The following is a 20751-nucleotide window of genomic DNA, read 5'->3' as shown; positions in this document are numbered from 1 at the left end:
TCTCCAGAGTAATGTATTGTGTACGTACTCTTAGACTATGAAGTTACACCATAAAACGAACAATCCCTTATCGAAAAAGTTCCTTCCGTGACCTGATCTATTCTTGCTTCATCCCTTTTCTCTTCCACCTTCGGATACTCTAGAATTCTATAAACACCCACTGACACATAAGCATACCCATCATCACTTGTAGCCATGACAGTCTTCATATCACCTTCATCCAGTGCTTTGACAATATCCTTATACGCAACTTTACATCCTGTAAGTGTTAAACATGTTCCTAGTAATACACTTATGAAACCCATTTTTACTCTTTTTTTCATACAGTCACCTCGTTCGTTACTCTTGGCATTTTAAGTTTAGTTATGTTTCCTTTTACTCTGCGACATAAAAGTCCCAACTTGATGAACGCGCGACACAAATAATTAAGGATTATTGAAAATTCTTTAAAAGTATCCTTTCAAAAAACCCCTTTGTATCATCATGATTTAAAACCCCCAATAAATTAGGTGTTTCAAAGAATTCCACATGACTTATTTCATTATCTTTTGGATGTAAATCTGTTCTATCACCTATATATTCTACATAAAACATAGTGGTTTCTTGTTTTTCATATCCGAGATTCGATTGGATTTCTTTAGGGAAAACAAAACAAATCTTGTCTTTGAATTGTTTAATAACCCTAAACTCTTTGGAACCAGTTTCCTCTTCAAGTTCTCTCAAAATAGCACTTGCTAAGTCATCATCTGAATGTTTTACTCCTCCTTTTGGAAAGTCCCATTCACCCTTTAACATAGTATGTTCTTCTGCTATATTGCTAATTTTCACCTTATGTACCAATAAAAACTCATTATGTTGGAATACGATTGCACCTACAGCTTGCCTAATCATTCTACTGTACCCCATGAAAATTTATTCTTACTAAGTAATTGTTATTATTCATATTTTTTTCATGAGAGACATAATCCATTCTAACTCATGTTCAATCCGTGATTTACTATATTGCACCACTTCAGAAGGAAAAGGAGATACTACATTTAATGATTTTATAGATATTAGTTGCTTATTTAAGATATCACAACGTATTGTTAATATTTCTTTTCTAGCTTCATAATCAAGTTTCTCAAATAAAGAAATACGTACAAGAAATTCTGCATTATTAGCAGCAATTTTTTCAGGAAATTCTCGGATCATTTCATATAAAAGTTCTTCTCCTATAAGAGTTAGCTCATAGATGTTACGATTTGGTTTCCCTATTTGTTGATGGACTTTTTTTGTTATACCACCCATATCTTCAAAGCGACGGAGGGCAGGATAAAGCATGTTATGATTTAATTCAAAATTTTCTCCCAGACGATTTTGAATATTTTTCTTGATTTCATATCCGTATTTTGGTCCAGATGTTAGTTCAGCTAGTAATAGAATATCAACATACATATAAATCCCCCTATTATTTCTCAAGCTTACATTTGGAAAATTATAACCTAACATATGTTAAAATAACATATGTTAGGTTATACATTGCTGTAAGGTTGACCTCATAATTGTATTGTAAAAGAAACGGGAGGAAGAGGCTATGAAATCACCTGAAAATGTAATTTTAATTAATGAAATTTCCAAACTGAAAACAAAAGAGGAGCTTTGGAATCCGTATGCTTGGTATCAGTATATGAGAGAGAATCATCCTGTTTTTTACGATGCCGAGCAGGATGTTTGGAATGTATTTTTGTATGAACATGCCAAACGTGTGCTGTTTGATCATCAATTATTTTCCAACAAAAAAGAACGAAGCTTTATTCCTATTCCTAAAATCATGGATAATAGAAGCAACGTAAATTTCTGCGATCCGCCACAACACCGAAATCGACGCGCTCTGTTAGCAAAAGCATTCACCCCGCGCTCTCTTGAAAGCTGGGAACCGCGAATTCAAGCAATTGTTGATGAATTGCTCATAGAGATGGAAGGACAATCAGCTGTAGATATTATACAGAAGCTGGCGATTCCACTTCCGGTAATTGTTATCGCCAAGCTTCTTGGTGTTCCTTCTAAAGATCGGGCGATGATTAAATCTTGGTCAGACATCCTCTTCTTCCCGTATGAGAAAGAAACTTACAGCGACATTGTCACCAAAAAAGAGGAAGCTATGAAGGAGTTTTACTACTACTTGTATCCAATTGTTCTGGAGAAACGGAAGCATCCTGCTGATGATATTATCTCCGACTTGACTAAAGCCGAGCTCGAGGGTGAAAGATTGACAGAGGAAGAGGTTGTTATATCCGCCATTGGACTACTTGGTGCGGGGAATGAAACGACAACGACACTAATTTCTAACATATTTTATTCTATGCTGTTTGACAAACCAGGTGTTTATCAAGAATTGCGAGCTGACTTCTCATTGGTTCCCAAGTTGATTGAGGAAGTGCTCCGTTTTCGCTTTCCGTCTACCAATGATCGTAAGGTAGTGCAAGATACGAAAGTTTTTGGGCACGAAATGAAACAGGGACAAATGGTTATGGTCTGGATCGGCGCTGCCAACCGAGATGAATCTCAATTTACCAATGCGGAAGAGTTCGATATCCATCGCCTAGAGAACCAATCCCATCTCGCCTTTGGATCTGGTCCACATTTCTGTTTGGGCGCCCCGCTCGCTCGAATGGAAGCGCGCATCGCTTTAACTTCATTTGTGAAACGGTTCGCTAATATCCGTCAAGTTGAGGGGTTTGATGTTATTCATCATTTAACGGATTCAGCGATGGGACAGGCTTTAAAGAGCTTACCTATTGTAATTGATCATAATAGATTGTGAAATTGAATAGCCTCCAGTTTTTGAGGCTATTGTTTATATTTCTGATATGTATAAAAAAGAAAGGATATTCGCCTCTATATTGAACGAATCATCCTTTCTTATCTAATGCCTCAAAATGATAAAAATGAACTTTGTTGCTATAAAAGGCAAAAAATTTTCGTTTTGGGGGTTATCTATTTTCTTAGCTTGATAGCGATGGGGTACAACCAGCATTTTGAAAAAAAACCACGCTAAGCAAAAAATACAATAAGCCGTCCATATGGACAGCTCATTTACATAATTCTTGTTATTGGAAGTAAATGCATCTACTAATATTGGAAATTAATGATTGTATAATATCGTGTGAAATATCTGTAAGGAATACTTTCTGTTGTATTTCCTTTTTGAAAAGTTAAAGAATTTCCATATATATCTCTACTTATAAATTCCCATCCGTTTTTCTCTTTCATTTCAATATAAGGATCTAGCTCTCCTCGTTTTACTAAATAAGGGTGGGTAATATCATCTGTTTGCACTTCCATTATATTTTTATCTGCAAGTACCATCTTTGACATAGCAATTGCCAGTGGTATCGGATTTCCTTCTTGAAAAATGACATCCTTTTTTTGTATAAAGAATACGCATGCAACACTAAGTATTACAGATAAGGCAATGAAAGATAACCTTAATTTCATCAAATCTCCCCATTCCTTTCTACTTTAAGCACTATTTCTTGTTTTTTATAATATAACCCTGCTCAAAAGGGAATTTATATAAAACAAATACATCCTTTTATTATATATATCCTATACATATAAGGTTGACATAACGTCCCATTATCGGTAGCAAGGACAAGGAGGATCCCTACTCTCACAAGGGATCCTCCTTTTTTTGTTCTATGGATCTATGCATTTTTTTATACATTCCTATCCTGGCGTGGTTTTAGGATTCTCGTTTGTTACTGGATTAGCCGAAAAACTGTATAAAATCTTGCATGCTCTTAGCGTGGGTTTTTTCCGAAATGCTGGCGGTACCCATCGCCAGCAACTTAAGAAATCAAGTCACCCCCAAAACGATAAAATATATTTCTTTGTTACCCAAAGGCCTAAAAATTTCGTTCTGGGGGTGCAATAAAATCTTAACTTGATGGGCATGTATAGTGACCCCTATTACTCAATTATTTTCTACTCTCCAAAAATCAGCGTATGGTCGATTTACAAAATTCACATCCACTACAGAAAACGGAAGCTCCTCCCCAACTTTCAAAGAGTACCATTTATTTAAAAGTGGCGACCCAAAACAAACATCCATTGTTCGTTCATGCAAATCAAACAATAATGAGTGTAATGTTCCAAACCACTCTTGATAGTTATGAACTGTTAAGCCAGCAGGATATTCATTCTCTACTAATTCTTTCAGCTTCTCCATGCTTATGTATTCTTTTTGAACTAAATTATTATGCAAAACCTGAAATCTTTTTGAAGAGTGTTCTAACTTCCTATTATTTAACTTCTTGATTGTAGAACTAACTGCGTGATTTGTTGATACAATAAAAGCTTCATTACCTTCTATTCTTGTTACAGATTTACATCCATCAAATATTTCGATCCGTGCCACCCTAAAACAATCAGATATAATCACATTTATATTTGCCGCGATTGGCATTTCTTTTATTAATGTAATTGCTTCCTCCACACTTTTACATTTTTCTAATAAAACACGAATCACAGCAAAGCACTGCACACCATTTATAACTGGCTTCTTCATTCCCTCAATATTTCCAACCGGTTGACCACATGCTGAAAAGGTAACAGATAATCCATGTTCGTTCATACCTTCAGTTCTTCCAAAAAACTGAGTAGAAAAGCCGCTATGATAATATGAACCTGACACACGAGTAGAACAAAAACGCATATCATCAACTTGTGGTGATAAATCATAATTTCTTAATACATATGTATGTTTTGAATCTGTTTTCTGAGGCAATATCGCACAGTGACTACATCCTGCTTTTAAATACGTTTGATAATAATACATGACTTGTCTAGGAAAGATTTTTAGCACATCACAAAATCCTTCAATTTCTTCATTTATCCCTGGGCAATACTGTTCCAAAATATTTCTAGATTCTGTTCAATACTCGTCAGATATATATTTTTCTTGTTGTATAAAGTGAGATACAAGAAATGGATTATTTTTAACAAATTCACCTTGTTGTCTACCGATTTCATAATAACTTCCACTTAGTGATGCAAAATACCCCTTTACTTGAAACAATTTGATAGCCCCCTTGTCATTTCGTCTATCTAAATCATATCAAATGAATATTTTTTATTCTTGATGTTTTTTGCTACATAAAATCTTTGGTTCTGTTGCAAAGTTCTCTAAAACACGTTACATTTTAGAAAAAATGAGTAGGAGCACGACAAGATGAGATATTTTAAAGGAAAACAGTTTAAGAAAGATATCATTTTAGTAGCCGTTGGCTATTATTGTCGTTTTTCTCTAAGCTATCGTGATGTGTCTGAAATTCTGAAGGAACGGGGTATTTCAGTTCATCCCACAACGATTATGCGCTGGGTACATGAATATGGCAATCTGATGTATCAGATTTGGAAAAAGAAAAACAAAACGGTACAGTTATCTTAGCGTTTGGATGAAACCTATATTAAAGTCAAAGGAAAATGGTGTTATTTATATCGTGCCATTGACAAAGAGGGGCAAACGCTTGATATTCAACTGTGTAAAAAGAGAGATACACAAGCGGCATATACTTTTATGAAAAGACTGGTTCGAACTTATACCAACGGTTCTGACTACAGATAAGGCTCCTTCTTTAATTTGCGCATGTAAAAAAATTACAGAGGATAGACTTTTACAAAAATATCTTTCATCGTACAACAAAATATCTCAATAATCTCATTGAGCAAGATCATCGACACGTGAAGCGCCGTTTCGCTCGTTCCTTAGGATTTCAAAGTCTTCGTCATGCCTCACGTACGATAAAAGGGATAGAAATACTTCATGCCATATACAAACAAAGACCAAGTCTTCAACCAGACTCCGTCTTTTCGGCGTATAACGAATTACAGAATTTATTAACGGTTTCATAAAAATTGACCACAATCTTCCCATGTCTCTATGTGTAAAAAAACTTTGCAACAGAACCCTTATTTTCCTCATATAAAGAATTAACGTGCTGTTTTAAATTCTTGATGAATAATAGAATCTCTTGACTAGGCATTCTAGCATGTTGAAGATGAAATATGTTTCCTTTTCCGATTTCTAACTCGTTTGAAACCAAAGTAATAGGGATATTCCTAAAGACATGCCATGGAAAATACAAGTGTACAAAAGTTTCTCTAAAATATATACCCGATTGACAAATTAATACCCCATCGGATCCTTTACTCAAATTACCAAGGACAGATGTATCTAAAAAAGCAATGATTTCTTCTTCTTTTGAAATAATATATCGTGCCAAAATTACCTTTAACTTTTTGTCTGAAATATGAGTGTCTATAAACAACCCATTATCAGGTTCTAATAATTCATCATATGTCTCAAACAAATTACAGATTGATTTTATCTCATCAGTTTTTACAACTGGATGTATATCAGTTTTCTTTGAATTATGGAATGAATTTTTAAGAGTTATAAGTAATTCTTTAAATAACAATGTTGGATAATCACTCCCGTTAATATTAAAACTTTTTTGTGCATCAAAAGATAAAAACCCATCTTTATCAATTACGATTTGCTGCACTTCATCTAATTTATCCCATTTCATAGTTCCTTTACCTAATAGCCAATTTTTCCAATATAGACCTGAACTTGTAAAGTAGACACCATATTTTCCTGAGCCAAACAAATTACAACTTAAAAAAGCAATAATCTGATCATCCTTTGGTATAGAGAAACGTTTTTTTGCAATTGACAAGAAATCATCAGGTATTCTACCAACATAAAATCTAGACTGTTGATATTCTAAACAAATATCAGTTAAACGATTAATATCTATATTCAGCATGATAATTCTCCGTTTCTTATATATTTTCTATATAATAAATTATAATATTATCAGGTAAATATTAACACTTGAAATCCGCTTAAATCGAGGGGCACTCTATTGGATTCTAAAATCAATTATTATTAGATTGAAAAATTTTTGATTTGTTTTTAGCATTTGGGGGGCGACCAATTTTCCTGGCTTGATGGGCATGGGGTTCAGTCAATAATTTTAAAAACTATCCTCAATTTCCATTATTATACAATAAAATTATATATATTAATAATAAAAATAGGAGGTTATCATACAATGAATATAGGAATACATTTCCACGCTCCAGAAGATGAAAATTTCAGTTTATCCGTACTGAGTTTATTAGAACCTTTTAATTTCCAAAACTATGTATGGCAAATTGATACAACTGAAGTATACGTTAAAGATTCTAACGGTGATTTTCCAAATGCATTTTCATTCAATAATGATCGTTTCATAACTGGGAGTGATTTAGAACATACCTTAAACCAGAAATATTATTTATTCTTTTTGACGATGTCTGCTTTTACTGAAAAGGAAAATTATACATCGATAATTACAGCAACGGATTTTATTAATAGTGATTGTGAATTCTTGTTAAATATAGTTGATAGTTATGATATTAGTATTTTATGTAAAAATGAGGAGTTACTACAGAAATTGGATCAACACGTTCAAGACCTTGGTTATGTAGATACCAAATATTTAACGGAAAGTAATAGTGGAACGTTTTTCTAGCATACCTTGAGCAGTAAAATTAGACCCCCTTTTACGGGAGCCCTTTTCTCTTATATCACATATATATAAGCTTCATTTACTACTATATGGCGTACCGCCAACATTCGTTAAAATGTGGGTGGGACCACATGCCAATCAAGCTAATATTTTGAAGTGCCCCCAAAACGAAAATTTTATTATTTTACAGTTATTTATGAGAATTCAACTCATTTTCTTCGTTTTGGGGTATTTGCTTTTCTTAACTTGATGGTGATGGGGTACCGCCCCACATCCATCAACTTAAGGATTTAGACTATTTTTGAGGTTAAAAGCACGTTACTATTCTCTTATGTTAATGAGAAAGGATGACGTGCTTTTTATGAATATGCACCAAAAACAAGAGTTATCTTTATTTGCCGAAGAGTTATATCGATATATGTCTCCCGCTACACTTAATCAATTAGCCATAGAAGCAGGCGGGATGAAGCGAAAACGTAAGTGCCACGGGCACCATTTCTTATCTTTGTGTATATGGTTAAATCAACAAATCGCTACTACCTCTCTTACTCAGCTTTGTAGTCAATTAGAAACTTCAACAGGAATTTTATTAAGTCCGGAGGGACTTAATCGACGATTTAAATCGGCTTCTGTAGCCTTCTTTCGAACTGTATTTACTACACTTCTACAAGCTAAAATTGGAGGAGTATCTAAGATTCCTCATTCTCTTTCTGCGTATTTTGAGCGGATTCGAATCCTTGATTCTACAACCTTCCAAGTTCCAGATCGATTTGCAGCTACTTATCCTGGTGCCGGAGGATGTAGTCATAAAGCTGGTGTGAAAATTCAACTAGAGTATGACTTGTTGAGTGGAGAATTTTCTGATGTGGAAATTGAACCAGGAAAACGAAGTGATCAGGCATATAGTGCAACTCGAACAGGCATGGCACAAAAGAATGAACTATATATTCGTGATTTAGGATATTTTCGTTTACATTTAAACTGAAAGGCAAATTTATAATACGCTCATAAAGCCAAAAACACCCTTCTAAACTTAGAAAGGTGTTTTTGACTATTTAAATTCATTAATTACTCCGGCGTAAACCACACAATCTGCTGAATTCGTACAAATACCGGCACTTCTTTTTCTTCTAATACAAGATGATCTGGCTTCACACTTCTCAAAGTTCCATTTACACTTCCCCGAATTGTTTCCACTACAATTCTTTTCCCAACGATAGATTGCAATGTTTGTACAACATATGGATCAACAAGTGCAACCACATCACCACTTATCTCATAACCATCTCGAAAATAACCGAACACATCTTCGTATGAATAGTACATATGACCCTCCTCTTTTTAAGATTTGCTGTAGTGTATGTGGCCTGCATTCAAGAAGTACCTATCTAACAGAAAAAGCGATACCACAATGTGACATCGCTTTTGTATGTATGGAAGACTAGCCGAAAATCCTCTAGCCTATTCCCATTTATAAGTCCAAAATTGTTCAATTTGTAACCATTTTAATGTTGCAGCATCTTTGTTTTGCAGCTTTACTTCCGTTTCTTCTAACATCGCTTCTGTTTGTGAACGATGCGCACGTAAAGCTGCTAATTTTTGTTCGAAGGCTTCACTAATGTTGTTGACAACATCTGGTTCACCTAATACTTCTTCACGATTTTTTGTAATCGCAACTGCATGAATGACCGGACGTGTTTCTTTTGGCATACGTGAGACTGCACGAACGGTAGCACGGCCGAATGCATCATGATCTGGATGAACACCGTGCTCTGGATAGAATGTAATAATTCGTGATGGCTGTACATCGCGAATGACTGTTTCAATTTTATCTGCTACAAAATCTACATCTTCAAATTCTAATGTTTTATCGTGGAAACCAAGCATTCTTAAATCTTCAATGCCCATTGCTTCGCACGCATCTTTTAATTCCTTTTCACGGATATTTGGAATCGTTTCGCGATTGGCAAAAACGTTCTTACCCATATTGCGTCCCATTTGTCCAAGCGTCCCGCACGCATATGTTACAGGTACTCCTTGCTTTCTTAATAAACTAATTGTTCCTCCTGCTGCAAATGATTCATCATCTGGATGCGGAAATACAACAAGCACATGTCTTTCCATACTTTCCCCTCCTTTTTATTTAAATGGTGTTAAGCTTAACTCAAGTGCTACAGCTAAGCGCCCTTTATTATCATGTCCCGCTAGTAACAGACGATCTTGCTCGTCTACTTCCCAATGCGTAATACCTTCAGCATATACCCAGCCATGGTCCATTTTGAGACCAACTCGGTATGGATTTGTTCCTGTTATTTTCCCTCGTTCAAAACGAATAATCGCATTTCGAATGAACGCTCCGACTGTCATCATTTTTTCATTAAAATGTGAAGCGTATGCTCCATTTGTCGTTTCTAAATGAATATATACATCTTTATTTACAAAACGTTCGATTTCATGTTGAATAACAGCACTATCTTTTACTATTTCCATCGGATTTCACCTCTTTAAACCATTTTACGCAAAAACAATGTAAATTGCTATCTCTATAATAGAGGACATTACTTACTTTGCATAATAATTTGTATTTTATTTTTTAATTTTTAATACGAGATATGAAATTTTACTATTCCCTCACTATCCATAAATAGTTTTCTTTCTTTTTTGAATTTGCTACAATAGAGTTTATGCGGAGGGATATATTTCGACAATTTAATACATATTTTAAAGAAGGTGACATGTTGGAACATTCAGCACATGAAGTAGCAAATTGGCAATATTATTTTGCAATCGCCGTATTTTTAGTAACATACGGATTTATTATTTCTGAGAAATTGAACCGTGCTGTAATTGCACTGCTGGGTGCTGCCATAATGATTATTTTTGGCATTGTAGACTTACATACTGCCTTTACATCGCATATCCAATGGGAGACCATTACCCTTTTAATTGGAATGATGATTCTCGTACATATTACGAGTCAATCTGGTGTATTTGAATATGTAGCCATTAAAGCAGCAAAAGCAGCGGGCGGAAAGCCCATTCGAATTTTATTATTTTTATCCCTATTAACCGCAGTCGGCTCTGCATTTTTAGATAACGTAACAACCGTTTTATTAATCGTTCCTGTTACACTATCTATCACACGCATTTTAAAGGTACAACCTGTTCCTTATTTGATTTCTGAAGTATTATTTTCAAATATTGGTGGTACTGCGACATTAATTGGTGATCCTCCAAACATAATGATTGGATCTGCTAATAAACACCTAGATTTCAATGCCTTTTTACTTAATTTAACGCCAATTGTACTTATCATTTCTATTGTTACATTAGGCATTATTTATCTTATGTATCGTAACAAATTAAAAACAACATCTGAACAAATTGCCAAGCTTATGGCACTAAATGAAAAAGACTATATTCGTGACCGAAGCTTACTCCTAAAATCTCTTTCCATTTTAGGTTTGACAATTCTCGGGTTTGTTCTTCATTCAATTATTCATGTAGATGCGGCAGTTATCGCGATGACCGGTGCAACGCTCCTCATGCTAATTGGTGTGAAACAACATGAATTAGAAGATGTATTTGCTCATGTAGAATGGGTAACAATTTTCTTCTTCGCTGGATTATTTATTCTTGTTGGTGGTTTAATTGATATCGGACTTATTTCATCTCTGGCAAAAGAAGTGATTGATATAACAAATGGTGATATCGGTTTTGCAGCGATTCTTATCTTATGGGTATCAGGGGCAGCATCAGCTACTATTGATAATATTCCATTTGTCGCAACGATGATTCCACTGATTCAAGATTTAGCATCAGGACTTGGACTTTCTGTTGATTCTCCTCAAATTGAAGTACTATGGTGGGCATTATCACTTGGTGCTTGCTTAGGAGGAAATGGAACATTAATTGGTGCTTCTGCAAACGTAGTTGTTGCCGGTATTGCTAACCGCGAAGGACACGGATTTTCTTACCTTGATTTCTTAAAAATTGGCTTACCCTTAACAATCATTGCATTATTATTATCACATGCTTATATATATTTACGTTATTTAATGTAAAAAGGTTTGCAGCAATTTGCTGCAAACCTTTTTATCACCAAAATATCCCAATAATTGCCAATGCACCTAAAATCATACCACCAATTTGTCCAACGATTGTTGGTGATAATTGAACCCCTTTTCTTACTTCAACAACCGGCTTTTCATGCCTAAGCTGCTGAACTTCACTTTGTAGCTGATGTACACTACCATGTAATTCTTTTACAAGTTCTTTTAATTCGGCTATCTCTTCATTTACTGGTTTTGGTTTTTCTAAATTCATCTGACACGACTCCTTATTCCAATCCATATACTGTAAAATTTCGACACGAATTATTCTTTATCCTACAAAACACATGCATGTTATTGAATGTATTTATAGCAATATTTTCATTCATAATAAACATCAATTGGTTAATTTTATATGCCACAACACCATATGCTATGAAAAAATTGAAACTTTAATCAGTAAGGTTTCTTTCTTCCCCCACTAATTACTATCCCGCAAATAGCGGGATAAATTATTCTAGCATGGCTATCCATTCATTTCGCAATATACCCATTATGATGCGATCAAAGCTCTTCCCATCTCGCTGAACAGCTTCTCTCATACTTCCCTCCACCTTAAATCCAACCTTTTTATATACTTCAATTGCCGATTTATTATATGAAATAACATCGAGACCTACACGATGTAAGTTTAATTCGTAAAAAGCATATTTCAGAATAAGGCGTAATCCTTCCGTACCATATCCCTTACCTCTATAATTTTTATCACCTATACCAATTGCTAGCAAGCCAGCTCTATTATTCCACTCTATGCTATGAAGTGCCACAAAGCCAATTAAACTATCATCTTGAATCGTTCTTAGCATAAAAGAAACACTATTTGACTTTTTCCCTATTAATAGCTCATTTTCCTTTATTTCATGTAAAGATTGTAGAATCGCTATATCCGTATCTACATTTCTTAAATACTCACTATCCTCTTGCCAAATAGCCATTTGTTCAATATCTTCAGCTCTGATTGCTGATAACTTAATATTTTCACCTAGAAAAAGATTGTTCAATCTCGTGTTCATTTCAAAAATCCCCCTTTTCAATTATGGGGATAGCTCTGTAGTTTATCAGGACTATCTATCCCCTTGTTCCATAGTCTTCAGTAATGATGGGATATTTACAATAAGCGATAACATTGGCACAGCTCCTTTTCATATGATTACATTCATTTTATACTTTTCGGATTATTCATTCAACTTACTTTTTAGTTCTTCCCTTGATGGATGTATGATTAATATTCACTACTTTATCCTTGTATTTTTAACTATTGACTTTTTATTCTAAAGATTTATAGTATAGTAAGTTTCCATCCTGTTTTTTCAGAAAACTAACTCACATGTAAGAAAGGAGAAACAATGTTTTATATCAAACAACTTCTTTTCTTTGCTTATCAACAAGCTTTATCTTGTATTTTCCCTGTCGTTATTTTTGTAACACTTGCTCTGTCAAAATTCATTTCAATCCCAGGACTCTATCGTTATGATTTTATCCTTATCGTATGCCTTCTTATGCAATACATCATGTACAAAACGGGTATGGAAACAAAAGATGAGCTGAAAGTAATTGCTGTTTTTCATCTCATCGGGCTCCTACTAGAAACATATAAAGTTCACTTCGGTTCATGGAGTTACCCTGAAGAAGCATATTCAAAAATCTTTGGTGTCCCACTTTATAGCGGATTTATGTATGCTAGTGTTGCTAGTTATATATGCCAAGCATGGAGAAGGTTGCATTTGCAAATGCATAGGTGGCCCAAGGCGATGTGGACTGTACCTTTAGGGGCTATGATCTATTTGAATTTTTTTACACACCATTTTGTATATGACTTTCGCTGGGTTTTAACTGCCCTTTTATTTATTGTTTTCTTTCGAACGTTTGTTCAATTTTCAGTGCAGAACGTTACATATACAATGCCGCTTGTTCTCTCGTTTTTCCTTATTGGATTTTTTATTTGGATTGCAGAAAACATCGCTACTTTCTTCGGAGCATGGCAATACCCAAATCAACGAGAAGCGTGGAGCCTTGTTCACATTGGAAAGATTAGTTCATGGTTTTTACTCGTTGTCATTAGCATCATGATTGTCGCTCAGCTTAAACATTTGAAAGAACATAAAAACAAGCCAACTTCCATATAGAAAGTTGGCTTGTTCTATTTTACTTTTCTATTGACACTCTTGTTACCTCTATAAATTGCTGCAATGGCGCAGTGATCCATTTATCTTTATGCCAAGCAATTTGTGTAAAAATAGGAGAAATTGTATTCTCCAAGACTAACTCTTTCATTGTACCCTGTTGTATATCCTTTTCTACTACCATTGCTGGTAAAATTGCTATGCCTAAGCCCGCAATTACACATTGCTTAATTGCTTCCACACTAACAAACTCAATTTTGTTTACAGGATATACGTCTTCTGCACGGAATAGTTCTTCAAATATAGTACGATAGGAACAACCAAGCTCTGTTAATAAAAGTGTCTCACTTTCAAAATCCTTTGTAGAAATTATAGATTTCTCAAGTAAAGGATGATTAGGAAATACTACTATTTTTAATTTTTCTCGAACCAACGACTCTACATGTAAAGCATCTTCTGCCTTACATTCATCTAAAATAAAGGCTAAATCTAATTTTCCTTCCATCAGTTGCTCCTTCACATCTTCATTCGAATGAGCAGGCTTAAATATAAGTTTTATTTGAGGAAATTGCGTCTTAAACTCTTTTAAAATTGAAGGAAGCCTATATGTACATTGACTTTCTTGAGCACCAATAACTAGCGTACCGGATATTTCTTCATCACCTTTCAGAGCCATTTTTGCTTCATGACTTAACGCAATCATTTTATCCGCATATAGTTGAAACTTTCTTCCCGCTTCAGTCAAAAAGAGACGTTTCCCCAATCGTTCGAATAGTGGTGTGCCAAGCTCAGCTTCCAATGCTTTTATTTGAGCAGTCACACTCGATTGAGCAAAATTTAATTTCTTTGCAGTCTGCGTAAAATTCAAATTTTCCGCAGCGGTTTTAAATGTAATTAATTGTTTTATTTCCAATATCATTCCCTCTTTTCAATCGATATTTCCGATTGATTTCATCGAAATAATCCTCTTTTCCTATTGATATATGTATTGTATGATAAGAACCATTAACAAACAATATTCATGCACCTTACAAATTGGAGGTATTCCATATGAAAGCACTTTGTTTCAAGGAATTCGGAAATGCTGATGTATTAAAATATCAAGAAGTGTCAGACCCAATTATAAATCCAAATGAAATTCTTGTTCGCACAAAAGCAATCGGCTTAAATTTTGCTGATATATATAGACGTAGAGGTGACTATCATCTCGCTGGTAAACCACCTTATATATTAGGGTATGAAGGCTCAGGAATTGTAGAGCAAATTGGTGCTGAAGTTACCGATATTACTATCGGAGACCGCATTGCATTTGCTGATGTACCATTCGCAAATGCAGAGTTAGTAGCTGTTCCAAAAGAAAAAGCGATTCCACTCCCAAACTCTATTTCCTTTGAGACAGCGTCTTCCGTTTTATTACAAGGGTTAACAGCGCATTACTTAACACAAGACAGCTATAAAGTAAAATCTGGTGATTTTGTTTTAGTTCACGCGGCTGCTGGAGGAGTTGGTCAACTTCTCATTCAAATGATAAAAATGAGAGATGCGCAAGTAATTGGCCTTACTTCATCTAAAGAAAAAGCAGAAGCAGCCTATTCAGCTGGAGCGGACCGCGTATTTTTATATTCAGAATCATGGCATGAAGAAATACTACAAGTCACAAAAGGACATGGTGTAGATGTTGTGTACGAATCAATAGGTTCTACATTAGAAGAAAGCTTTAAAGCCACAAAAATCGGTGGTACCGTCGTATTTTACGGAATGGCCGGTGGTGATCCTGCTCCTGTTGATCCGCGAATGTTGATGGATACTTCAAAAACATTGACTGGCGGAGATCTTTGGAACGTACTCACAACGTATGAAGAACGCAAAAACCGTTCAAGCCAACTATTTGCTTGGATTACTGCTGGAAAATTAAATATCCAAACTCCAACAACTTTCGCTTTAGAAAACGGTGCTGAAGCACATCGATTATTGGAAAATCGAAAAAGTACAGGGAAAATTTTATTGATACCATGATAATTTCCACTTAAAAATCAGAATAAAAAAGATAGCTAGAAGGTTTCTTCTAGCTATCTTTTTTCCGTTCTATTCAGAAAAGGCTTCCGAATATTGTACTATCCCTTGTATATTTTGAAGAGCATTCTCCGTTAATTCCATTGCCATAAACACCTCGTCTGGCACCTCAAATGGCGCACATATATTCCATATGCTAGCTGGTTTAAAACCGAATTTCGGATAATAATCTTTATGCCCCAACACAATTACTGAATGATACCCAAGCTCTTTTGCTTTTCTTAATACATGAGAAATCAACAGACTTCCAATTCCCTTTTTCTGGCAGTCTGGTACAACAGATACTGGAGCAAGGGCTAACGACTCTACAGATGTATCACCATCTACTATTTTAACTTTAGATAATAGAACGTGACCAACAACTTCCTTATCTACCACCACTAATGATAACTCTGGAATAAACGCATCACATTTTCTGATACGATTTACAAGTTCGTGCGCTTTCTGATCGCTAAATGCTTCATTTAAAAATGCTTGTTTTACAACCTCTTCTGCCCCGTTATAATCTTTCTCAAGTTCTTGTCTAATCTTTATATTCACAGCATCTTATCCTCTATTCTTTCTTATTTCTTTTTGAATTTTTCGCAGCGCTTTTTTCGATCCTCGCTCTATGTCATGCTGCATTTTCCGTTCTTTATAATCCACAAACAATGTGTCTAAATCATACCCTTCTGGATATAATTCCTTTGCCTGTACTTCTAAAGAAATTCGCTTAACGTTTACTTCAATGAATTGGGCATTATAAAACACAACGATATTGAAGAAATTGTCTTTTTCTTTATATACAATTCCAAAGTCATCATAGTCTAATAATTTCACACGGTCCCCTTTTTTATATTCATTCTTCTCTTCTGCTTTCTCCTTGACAATCTTAGGCCTTCTCAGTCTACTTTCATTCACTCGCTCTAAGTGGTACTCTTTATTTTCCATATAGCCTTTCGCTCTTTGCAGTACGTTTTCTCGCACGTTCATTTTTCTAGAAATCCATAGAGCATTACTCTCTCCTGATTTCCCTATCATTAACTTATACATTGGTTCCAATGTTTCACTATTAAATTGCATCGCCGCATTCATAAAGTCACTGTGCATTTCTGAAAAGCGTTTAATTTCACCATAATGAGTAGTTGCAACAGTCGTACAACCCATATGATAAAATTCTTCTAAAATAGAAATCGCAAGTGCCGCTCCTTCATTCGGTTCCGTACCGCTGCCTATTTCATCAAATAGTAGAAGTGTATTATTATTTGATACTCTCATGATTTCTGAAAGGTTTTTCATATGAGATGAAAATGTACTTAGCGCATTTTCTATACTTTGATTATCACCAATGTCTACAAATATATTTTCAAAAACAGCAATTTCCGTTTCCTTGTCTCCAGCGATGTGCAATCCTGACATTGTCGCCAATGTTAATAATCCAATTGTTTTCAAAACAATCGTTTTCCCTCCAGCATTTGGCCCTGTAATAATTAAGCTTCGGTAATTTGGTCCAATTTCAAAGTGAAGTGGTACAACTTCACCTGCTAATAATGGGTGTTTACAATGAACTAACTTTACATACCCATAATCATTTAATTTCGGCTCTATCCCGCCAATATGTTTACTAAATTTCGCTTTTGCAAACACCATATCATATTGACTAATCAGCTCCATATTAATCTTAATGTTATAAATGTCCTCTAAGATCATTCCAGATAAAGTGGCTAATATTTGATATTCTTCCATCGCTTCTTCAGCTTTTAAACTTGCTAGTTCCACGTTTAACTTTGTAACTGTATTTGGCTCTATAAAAACGGTAGAGCCTTTAGAAGAAACTTCAACAATTGTTCCAGCAACTTGATTTTTATAGGAAGCTTTCACTGGAATCGTATATCGATCGTCTTTTTTACTAATGAAGAACTCTTGAATATATTTCTTATTTGCACTACTATTTAAAAATTTGCTTAAACGTTCCTTAATTTTCCCCTCTACGGAGTCGATATTATTTCGTATTCGTTTTAATTCTTTGCTTGCAGCAGAATCAATACTATTTCCTTTAATTGAAAAGTTAATTTCTTCTTCCACACTTTTGAATTCAGACATTGAATTCGCATATGATGCTAGTACTGGTGCAAAAAATTCTTTATCCAGCATAAACTTTTTAACCTTTCGACACCCTCGTAAAAAGTCTGATACACTAACTAGCTCGGTTGGATCTAAAATCATTCCCTTTTCCAATTTTTGAATTGTACTATCGATATTAGAAATTCCGAAAAAAGGAACATGCCCTTCTGCATCCAATATCGCCCGTGCTTCCGTTGTTTCATTCAAACGATTTTTCACTACTTTGATACTTGCGCTTGGCTCCAATTTATCTAACAATTGTTTTCCTAATCCACTCACACAATACGATTTAACTATTTCCTTTAACTCGTTATATTGCAACTTTTCAAAAGTCATTTTATTCAATTCCTATTCTCCTCACTATGATTTACTCACATCAAAAATGAAGATACCTACCCATTAGATTTCAATGAGATATATTTAATTAAATATAACTTTCATATGATAAAAATAAACACAAAAAAGCTGCGTAGATACCGCAGCTTTTTACATTTACAAGGCCTGTGCAATATATAAGGAAATAAAACCATCTCAAAAAAACATATGGCTATCCCATAATCATTACACGCTTTATAAAGTATTGTAGGTATCTTCATAGGTTATTTGAAATAAATCCATGACAAAGTTAGGGGTTAGAAGTATATAAAAATCCCCTGTTCTCATTAGATTTATTTCATTCAATTTTTTCCTATTTAGAACCTACCGCACTCACAAAAAGCACCTCTCATTAATTTATAATTATGTTCATTGAAATCTAATTTATTGAAATTATCATACTATATGTTACGACAGAAGTAAAGGTTCCATACTTTACAATATTCTTCTTATTATACTTTAGTCGTAAGTATATATATGAATTGTTTATTCAACGTATTACGGATGTTTTCTTATTCAACATTCGATACAATTATATATAAGTAACATGGATAAGGAGCGATTCACATGACAGAACTACAAAAGCAATTCTTTTCCAGATTAAATATACAAGAAAGAGAGTCCATTTCATTTGAAGATTTAAACGAAATCCTTCATGCAATGGCTCAAGCAGTTCCATTTGAAAATTTGGATATTATTCAAGGAACAGTGAAAGAAATATCAAAAGAAAACCTTCAAGAAAAAATTTTAGTTCATAACCGCGGTGGCCTTTGTTACGAATTAAATCCAACGATGTATTACTTCCTTAAAGATTGCGGTTTTGATGTTCACTTAGTATCAGGAACAGTTTATCATGCCGCTTCTAATACTTGGGCTGTTGATTCAGGGCATGTGGCAACTGTTTTAAAACATAATACTGAATTTTATTTAATTGAAGTCGGTTTCGGTTCAAACCTTCCACTTTCACCGGTTCCTTTCACCGGTGAGATTGTTCATTCCGTTACTGGGGACTATCGCATTCGAAAAGAAACAACTACAAAGGGAAACTATATTTTAGAGATGAAAAAAAATAATGAATTTCTAAATCAGGATTCTTCTCAAGATTGGGCATTAGGTTACGCATTTTATATAGAGGCAGTTGATGAAAGAAAATTAAATGAAGCACAAAAAACAATTGTAGAACATACAGACTCTCCTTTTAATAAAGTACCTCTCACCGTAAAACTAACTTCTGATGGGCATGCTACTCTAACAAAAGATCGTTTCACAGTAACAAAGCAAGGAAAACAGAGTAAAGAAGAGATTACAAAAGAACAATATGCAGACCTATTGTACGCAACATTTGGTATACAATTATAGTTTACAAATTTAAAAGTCTTGTCGCTTCTGGCAAGACTTTTTATCGTGGAGCAGAGAGTCTTTGCAATTTATTGTATTTCATAGTTATATAGAATATACTAAGTCTTGCTTTCTAAGGAATGTTTATTCGTTTTATCTATTTAAATTATTATCAATTTACCAAGTGACATATCAGCGCTATTTTATATCTATTTCGTATAGGTGTTAGCAAGTTCGTTTGCAAACTTGCTAGCACTTTTTTATATTTCTTCTATTATATTCTTTTCTCCCTTTTTACCTCTATTATCTTGTCAGCCTGTTAATAACTACGAGAAACACATATGACATAAACTGTATTTTTTGAGGAAACTTTAACCGAATTCTAGAAACTTGGCACGGCGATAAAGAATTATCTCATTTTTTTATGAATATGCGTCAAGAAGCAGGGCACATTGAGCGAAAACTTACATTCGAATTAGAAAACCAAAAAGAAACGTTGCTTAAAGTGAAACGAGACCTTCGTGACTTAGAAAACGACCTTTCCTATCAGTAACAACAAGTAGCAAGGGAGGTCAATGCATGAGTTTAAATATGTATTTGGGAGAAGTACAGAATCAGACTCAAAGCATGAATGCTGTATGTACCGCTACCATTCAAGGTATGGAACAAGCCATTCAGGCGATTGACGCTTTTGCAATTGATACTGTTCTACAAGGACAAACATATAGCAGTGCAAAATCATTTTTTGTACAAACCTTTCGTCCTTTAGCACAAGGAATCATTTACTTATGTGAAGAATTAATCCGTCAGAATAATGCCTTTCCAAGTCAATTTCAATCACAAGTAGCTTCAACGGATGTAATCGAACAAGAAATATTAGAACAAATTCAAGAAATTGACCGAATGAAAACAAGTATGGAAGCTGTCAGTCAAGCTATGCCACTCCCGGGTATGGACGCTATGGCGAATCTTTTTACTGCCATGAGGCACAAACTGCAAGAAAAGTTAGATCATCTACATGAATTTAATCAAACATCTAGCAATAACTATAGTACAGCAATTCAA

At 34.5% G+C, this 20751-nt stretch carries 20 protein-coding genes and 4 pseudogenes; 10 read left to right on the top strand and 14 right to left on the bottom strand.

Annotated elements, in window-relative coordinates; all coding sequences use genetic code 11:
• Positions 1–35: 35 nt before the first annotated feature.
• The 3 genes from C564_RS0117645 to C564_RS0117635 form a co-directional block, all read right to left on the bottom strand.
• Positions 36–323 carry a DUF3952 domain-containing protein gene (locus C564_RS0117645; RefSeq protein WP_003207840.1) on the bottom strand — a complete coding sequence of 96 codons (288 nt, stop codon included), beginning with the start codon at positions 321–323 and terminating at the stop codon, positions 36–38.
• A gap of 109 nt (positions 324–432) precedes the next feature.
• Positions 433–891 carry an NUDIX hydrolase gene (locus C564_RS0117640; RefSeq protein WP_018766211.1) on the bottom strand — a complete coding sequence of 153 codons (459 nt, stop codon included), beginning with the start codon at positions 889–891 and terminating at the stop codon, positions 433–435.
• 48 nt (positions 892–939) lie between these two features.
• On the bottom strand, positions 940–1437 hold the full coding sequence (locus tag C564_RS0117635; protein WP_018766210.1) for a PadR family transcriptional regulator: 498 nt from the start codon (positions 1435–1437) through the stop codon (positions 940–942).
• Between the two features lie 139 nt (positions 1438–1576).
• On the opposite strand from C564_RS0117635, the gene C564_RS0117630 reads away from it, so the two are divergent.
• Positions 1577–2806 (top strand): cytochrome P450, encoded by a 1230-nt coding sequence (locus tag C564_RS0117630; protein WP_018766209.1) that lies wholly within the window; start codon positions 1577–1579, stop codon positions 2804–2806.
• A gap of 308 nt (positions 2807–3114) precedes the next feature.
• On the opposite strand, the gene C564_RS0117625 is transcribed toward C564_RS0117630, so the two are convergent.
• Together C564_RS0117625 and C564_RS0117615 are read right to left on the bottom strand one after the other, a co-directional pair.
• The gene (locus tag C564_RS0117625; protein ID WP_018766208.1) at positions 3115–3480 is read right to left on the bottom strand and encodes a hypothetical protein; all 366 of its coding nucleotides are present in this window, start codon (positions 3478–3480) and stop codon (positions 3115–3117) included.
• Between the two features lie 478 nt (positions 3481–3958).
• Positions 3959–5062: pseudogene (locus tag C564_RS0117615) on the bottom strand (C45 family autoproteolytic acyltransferase/hydolase).
• Between the two features lie 153 nt (positions 5063–5215).
• Between C564_RS0117615 and C564_RS34940 the strand changes: the two are divergent.
• Positions 5216–5898, top strand: a pseudogene (locus C564_RS34940) (IS6 family transposase).
• A gap of 26 nt (positions 5899–5924) precedes the next feature.
• Here the strand turns inward: C564_RS34940 and C564_RS0117600 are convergent.
• On the bottom strand, positions 5925–6815 hold the full coding sequence (locus C564_RS0117600; protein WP_018766206.1) for a hypothetical protein: 891 nt from the start codon (positions 6813–6815) through the stop codon (positions 5925–5927).
• Between the two features lie 288 nt (positions 6816–7103).
• Here C564_RS0117600 and C564_RS0117595 point away from each other — a divergent pair, with 288 nt between their 5' ends.
• Entirely contained in the window at positions 7104–7565 is a 462-nt protein-coding gene (locus tag C564_RS0117595; protein ID WP_018766205.1) for a DUF2691 family protein, read from the top strand.
• A 358-nt stretch (positions 7566–7923) separates the two neighbouring features.
• A pseudogene (locus C564_RS33565) lies at positions 7924–8535 on the top strand (IS4 family transposase); the annotation flags it as partial.
• A gap of 95 nt (positions 8536–8630) precedes the next feature.
• Here C564_RS33565 and C564_RS32200 read toward each other — a convergent pair.
• From C564_RS32200 to C564_RS0117575, 3 genes are all read right to left on the bottom strand, one after another.
• Entirely contained in the window at positions 8631–8888 is a 258-nt protein-coding gene (locus tag C564_RS32200; RefSeq protein ID WP_018766203.1) for a YuzF family protein, read from the bottom strand.
• Positions 8889–9023: 135 nt separating this feature from the next.
• The gene (gene bshB2, locus C564_RS0117580; protein WP_003198867.1) at positions 9024–9686 is read right to left on the bottom strand and encodes a bacillithiol biosynthesis deacetylase BshB2; all 663 of its coding nucleotides are present in this window, start codon (positions 9684–9686) and stop codon (positions 9024–9026) included.
• Positions 9687–9701: 15 nt separating this feature from the next.
• Positions 9702–10052 carry a YojF family protein gene (locus C564_RS0117575; RefSeq protein WP_000407035.1) on the bottom strand — a complete coding sequence of 117 codons (351 nt, stop codon included), beginning with the start codon at positions 10050–10052 and terminating at the stop codon, positions 9702–9704.
• Positions 10053–10300: 248 nt separating this feature from the next.
• Between C564_RS0117575 and C564_RS0117570 the strand changes: the two genes are divergently transcribed.
• Positions 10301–11626 carry an ArsB/NhaD family transporter gene (locus C564_RS0117570; RefSeq protein ID WP_018766202.1) on the top strand — a complete coding sequence of 442 codons (1326 nt, stop codon included), beginning with the start codon at positions 10301–10303 and terminating at the stop codon, positions 11624–11626.
• A gap of 34 nt (positions 11627–11660) precedes the next feature.
• Here the strand turns inward: C564_RS0117570 and C564_RS0117565 are convergent, their stop codons facing one another.
• Positions 11661–11888 carry a hypothetical protein gene (locus tag C564_RS0117565; protein WP_003198872.1) on the bottom strand — a complete coding sequence of 76 codons (228 nt, stop codon included), beginning with the start codon at positions 11886–11888 and terminating at the stop codon, positions 11661–11663.
• A gap of 238 nt (positions 11889–12126) precedes the next feature.
• Positions 12127–12687 carry a GNAT family N-acetyltransferase gene (locus C564_RS0117560; protein WP_018766201.1) on the bottom strand — a complete coding sequence of 187 codons (561 nt, stop codon included), beginning with the start codon at positions 12685–12687 and terminating at the stop codon, positions 12127–12129.
• A gap of 333 nt (positions 12688–13020) precedes the next feature.
• Between C564_RS0117560 and C564_RS0117555 the strand changes: the two genes are divergently transcribed.
• A complete protein-coding gene (locus C564_RS0117555) occupies positions 13021–13800 on the top strand; it encodes a DUF817 domain-containing protein (RefSeq protein ID WP_018766200.1) in 780 nt (259 codons plus the stop codon).
• 19 nt (positions 13801–13819) lie between these two features.
• On the opposite strand, the gene C564_RS0117550 is transcribed toward C564_RS0117555, so the two are convergent.
• Entirely contained in the window at positions 13820–14710 is an 891-nt protein-coding gene (locus tag C564_RS0117550) for a LysR family transcriptional regulator (RefSeq protein ID WP_018766199.1), read from the bottom strand.
• Between the two features lie 137 nt (positions 14711–14847).
• On the opposite strand from C564_RS0117550, the gene C564_RS0117545 reads away from it, so the two are divergent.
• Positions 14848–15813 (top strand): quinone oxidoreductase family protein, encoded by a 966-nt coding sequence (locus C564_RS0117545; protein ID WP_018766198.1) that lies wholly within the window; start codon positions 14848–14850, stop codon positions 15811–15813.
• Between the two features lie 69 nt (positions 15814–15882).
• Here the strand turns inward: C564_RS0117545 and C564_RS0117540 are convergent, their stop codons facing one another.
• Complete coding sequence (locus C564_RS0117540; RefSeq protein WP_018766197.1) at positions 15883–16410, bottom strand: GNAT family N-acetyltransferase; 528 nt, start codon at positions 16408–16410, stop codon at positions 15883–15885.
• A 6-nt stretch (positions 16411–16416) separates the two neighbouring features.
• Entirely contained in the window at positions 16417–18318 is a 1902-nt protein-coding gene (locus C564_RS0117535) for an endonuclease MutS2 (RefSeq protein ID WP_018766196.1), read from the bottom strand.
• 597 nt (positions 18319–18915) lie between these two features.
• Here C564_RS0117535 and C564_RS0117530 point away from each other — a divergent pair.
• From C564_RS0117530 to C564_RS0117520, 3 genes and pseudogenes are all read left to right on the top strand, one after another.
• Positions 18916–19707, top strand: a complete 792-nt coding sequence (locus C564_RS0117530) for an arylamine N-acetyltransferase family protein (RefSeq protein ID WP_018766195.1) — start codon at positions 18916–18918, stop codon at positions 19705–19707.
• A gap of 349 nt (positions 19708–20056) precedes the next feature.
• Positions 20057–20239, top strand: a pseudogene (locus tag C564_RS32195) (DUF3958 family protein); the annotation flags it as partial.
• Between the two features lie 26 nt (positions 20240–20265).
• On the top strand, positions 20266–20751 hold a 486-nt coding region (locus tag C564_RS0117520), incomplete at its 3' end, for a T7SS effector LXG polymorphic toxin (RefSeq protein ID WP_018766194.1).

The sequence above is a fragment of the Bacillus sp. 105MF genome (assembly GCF_000374885.1).
Taxonomy (GTDB): domain Bacteria; phylum Bacillota; class Bacilli; order Bacillales; family Bacillaceae_G; genus Bacillus_A; species Bacillus_A pseudomycoides.
Note: the sequence above shows the minus strand (reverse complement) of the source record. Positions and strands in the feature narration are given on the sequence as shown.

Excerpts from the sequence above, each read along its gene's own strand:
- C564_RS0117575 (WP_000407035.1), bottom strand. The coding sequence starts at position 10,052 with ATGGAAATAGTAAAAGATAGTGCTGTTATTCAACATGAAATCGAACGT.
- C564_RS0117530 (WP_018766195.1), top strand. The coding sequence starts at position 18,916 with ATGACAGAACTACAAAAGCAATTCTTTTCCAGATTAAATATACAAGAA.
- C564_RS0117595 (WP_018766205.1), top strand. The coding sequence starts at position 7,104 with ATGAATATAGGAATACATTTCCACGCTCCAGAAGATGAAAATTTCAGT.
- C564_RS0117545 (WP_018766198.1), top strand. The coding sequence starts at position 14,848 with ATGAAAGCACTTTGTTTCAAGGAATTCGGAAATGCTGATGTATTAAAA.
- bshB2 (WP_003198867.1), bottom strand. The coding sequence starts at position 9,686 with ATGGAAAGACATGTGCTTGTTGTATTTCCGCATCCAGATGATGAATCA.
- C564_RS0117565 (WP_003198872.1), bottom strand. The coding sequence starts at position 11,888 with ATGAATTTAGAAAAACCAAAACCAGTAAATGAAGAGATAGCCGAATTA.
- C564_RS0117600 (WP_018766206.1), bottom strand. The coding sequence starts at position 6,815 with ATGCTGAATATAGATATTAATCGTTTAACTGATATTTGTTTAGAATAT.
- C564_RS0117555 (WP_018766200.1), top strand. The coding sequence starts at position 13,021 with ATGTTTTATATCAAACAACTTCTTTTCTTTGCTTATCAACAAGCTTTA.
- C564_RS32200 (WP_018766203.1), bottom strand. The coding sequence starts at position 8,888 with ATGTACTATTCATACGAAGATGTGTTCGGTTATTTTCGAGATGGTTAT.
- C564_RS0117630 (WP_018766209.1), top strand. The coding sequence starts at position 1,577 with ATGAAATCACCTGAAAATGTAATTTTAATTAATGAAATTTCCAAACTG.
- C564_RS0117645 (WP_003207840.1), bottom strand. The coding sequence starts at position 323 with ATGAAAAAAAGAGTAAAAATGGGTTTCATAAGTGTATTACTAGGAACA.
- C564_RS0117625 (WP_018766208.1), bottom strand. The coding sequence starts at position 3,480 with ATGAAATTAAGGTTATCTTTCATTGCCTTATCTGTAATACTTAGTGTT.
- C564_RS0117560 (WP_018766201.1), bottom strand. The coding sequence starts at position 12,687 with ATGAACACGAGATTGAACAATCTTTTTCTAGGTGAAAATATTAAGTTA.
- C564_RS0117640 (WP_018766211.1), bottom strand. The coding sequence starts at position 891 with ATGATTAGGCAAGCTGTAGGTGCAATCGTATTCCAACATAATGAGTTT.
- C564_RS0117635 (WP_018766210.1), bottom strand. The coding sequence starts at position 1,437 with ATGTATGTTGATATTCTATTACTAGCTGAACTAACATCTGGACCAAAA.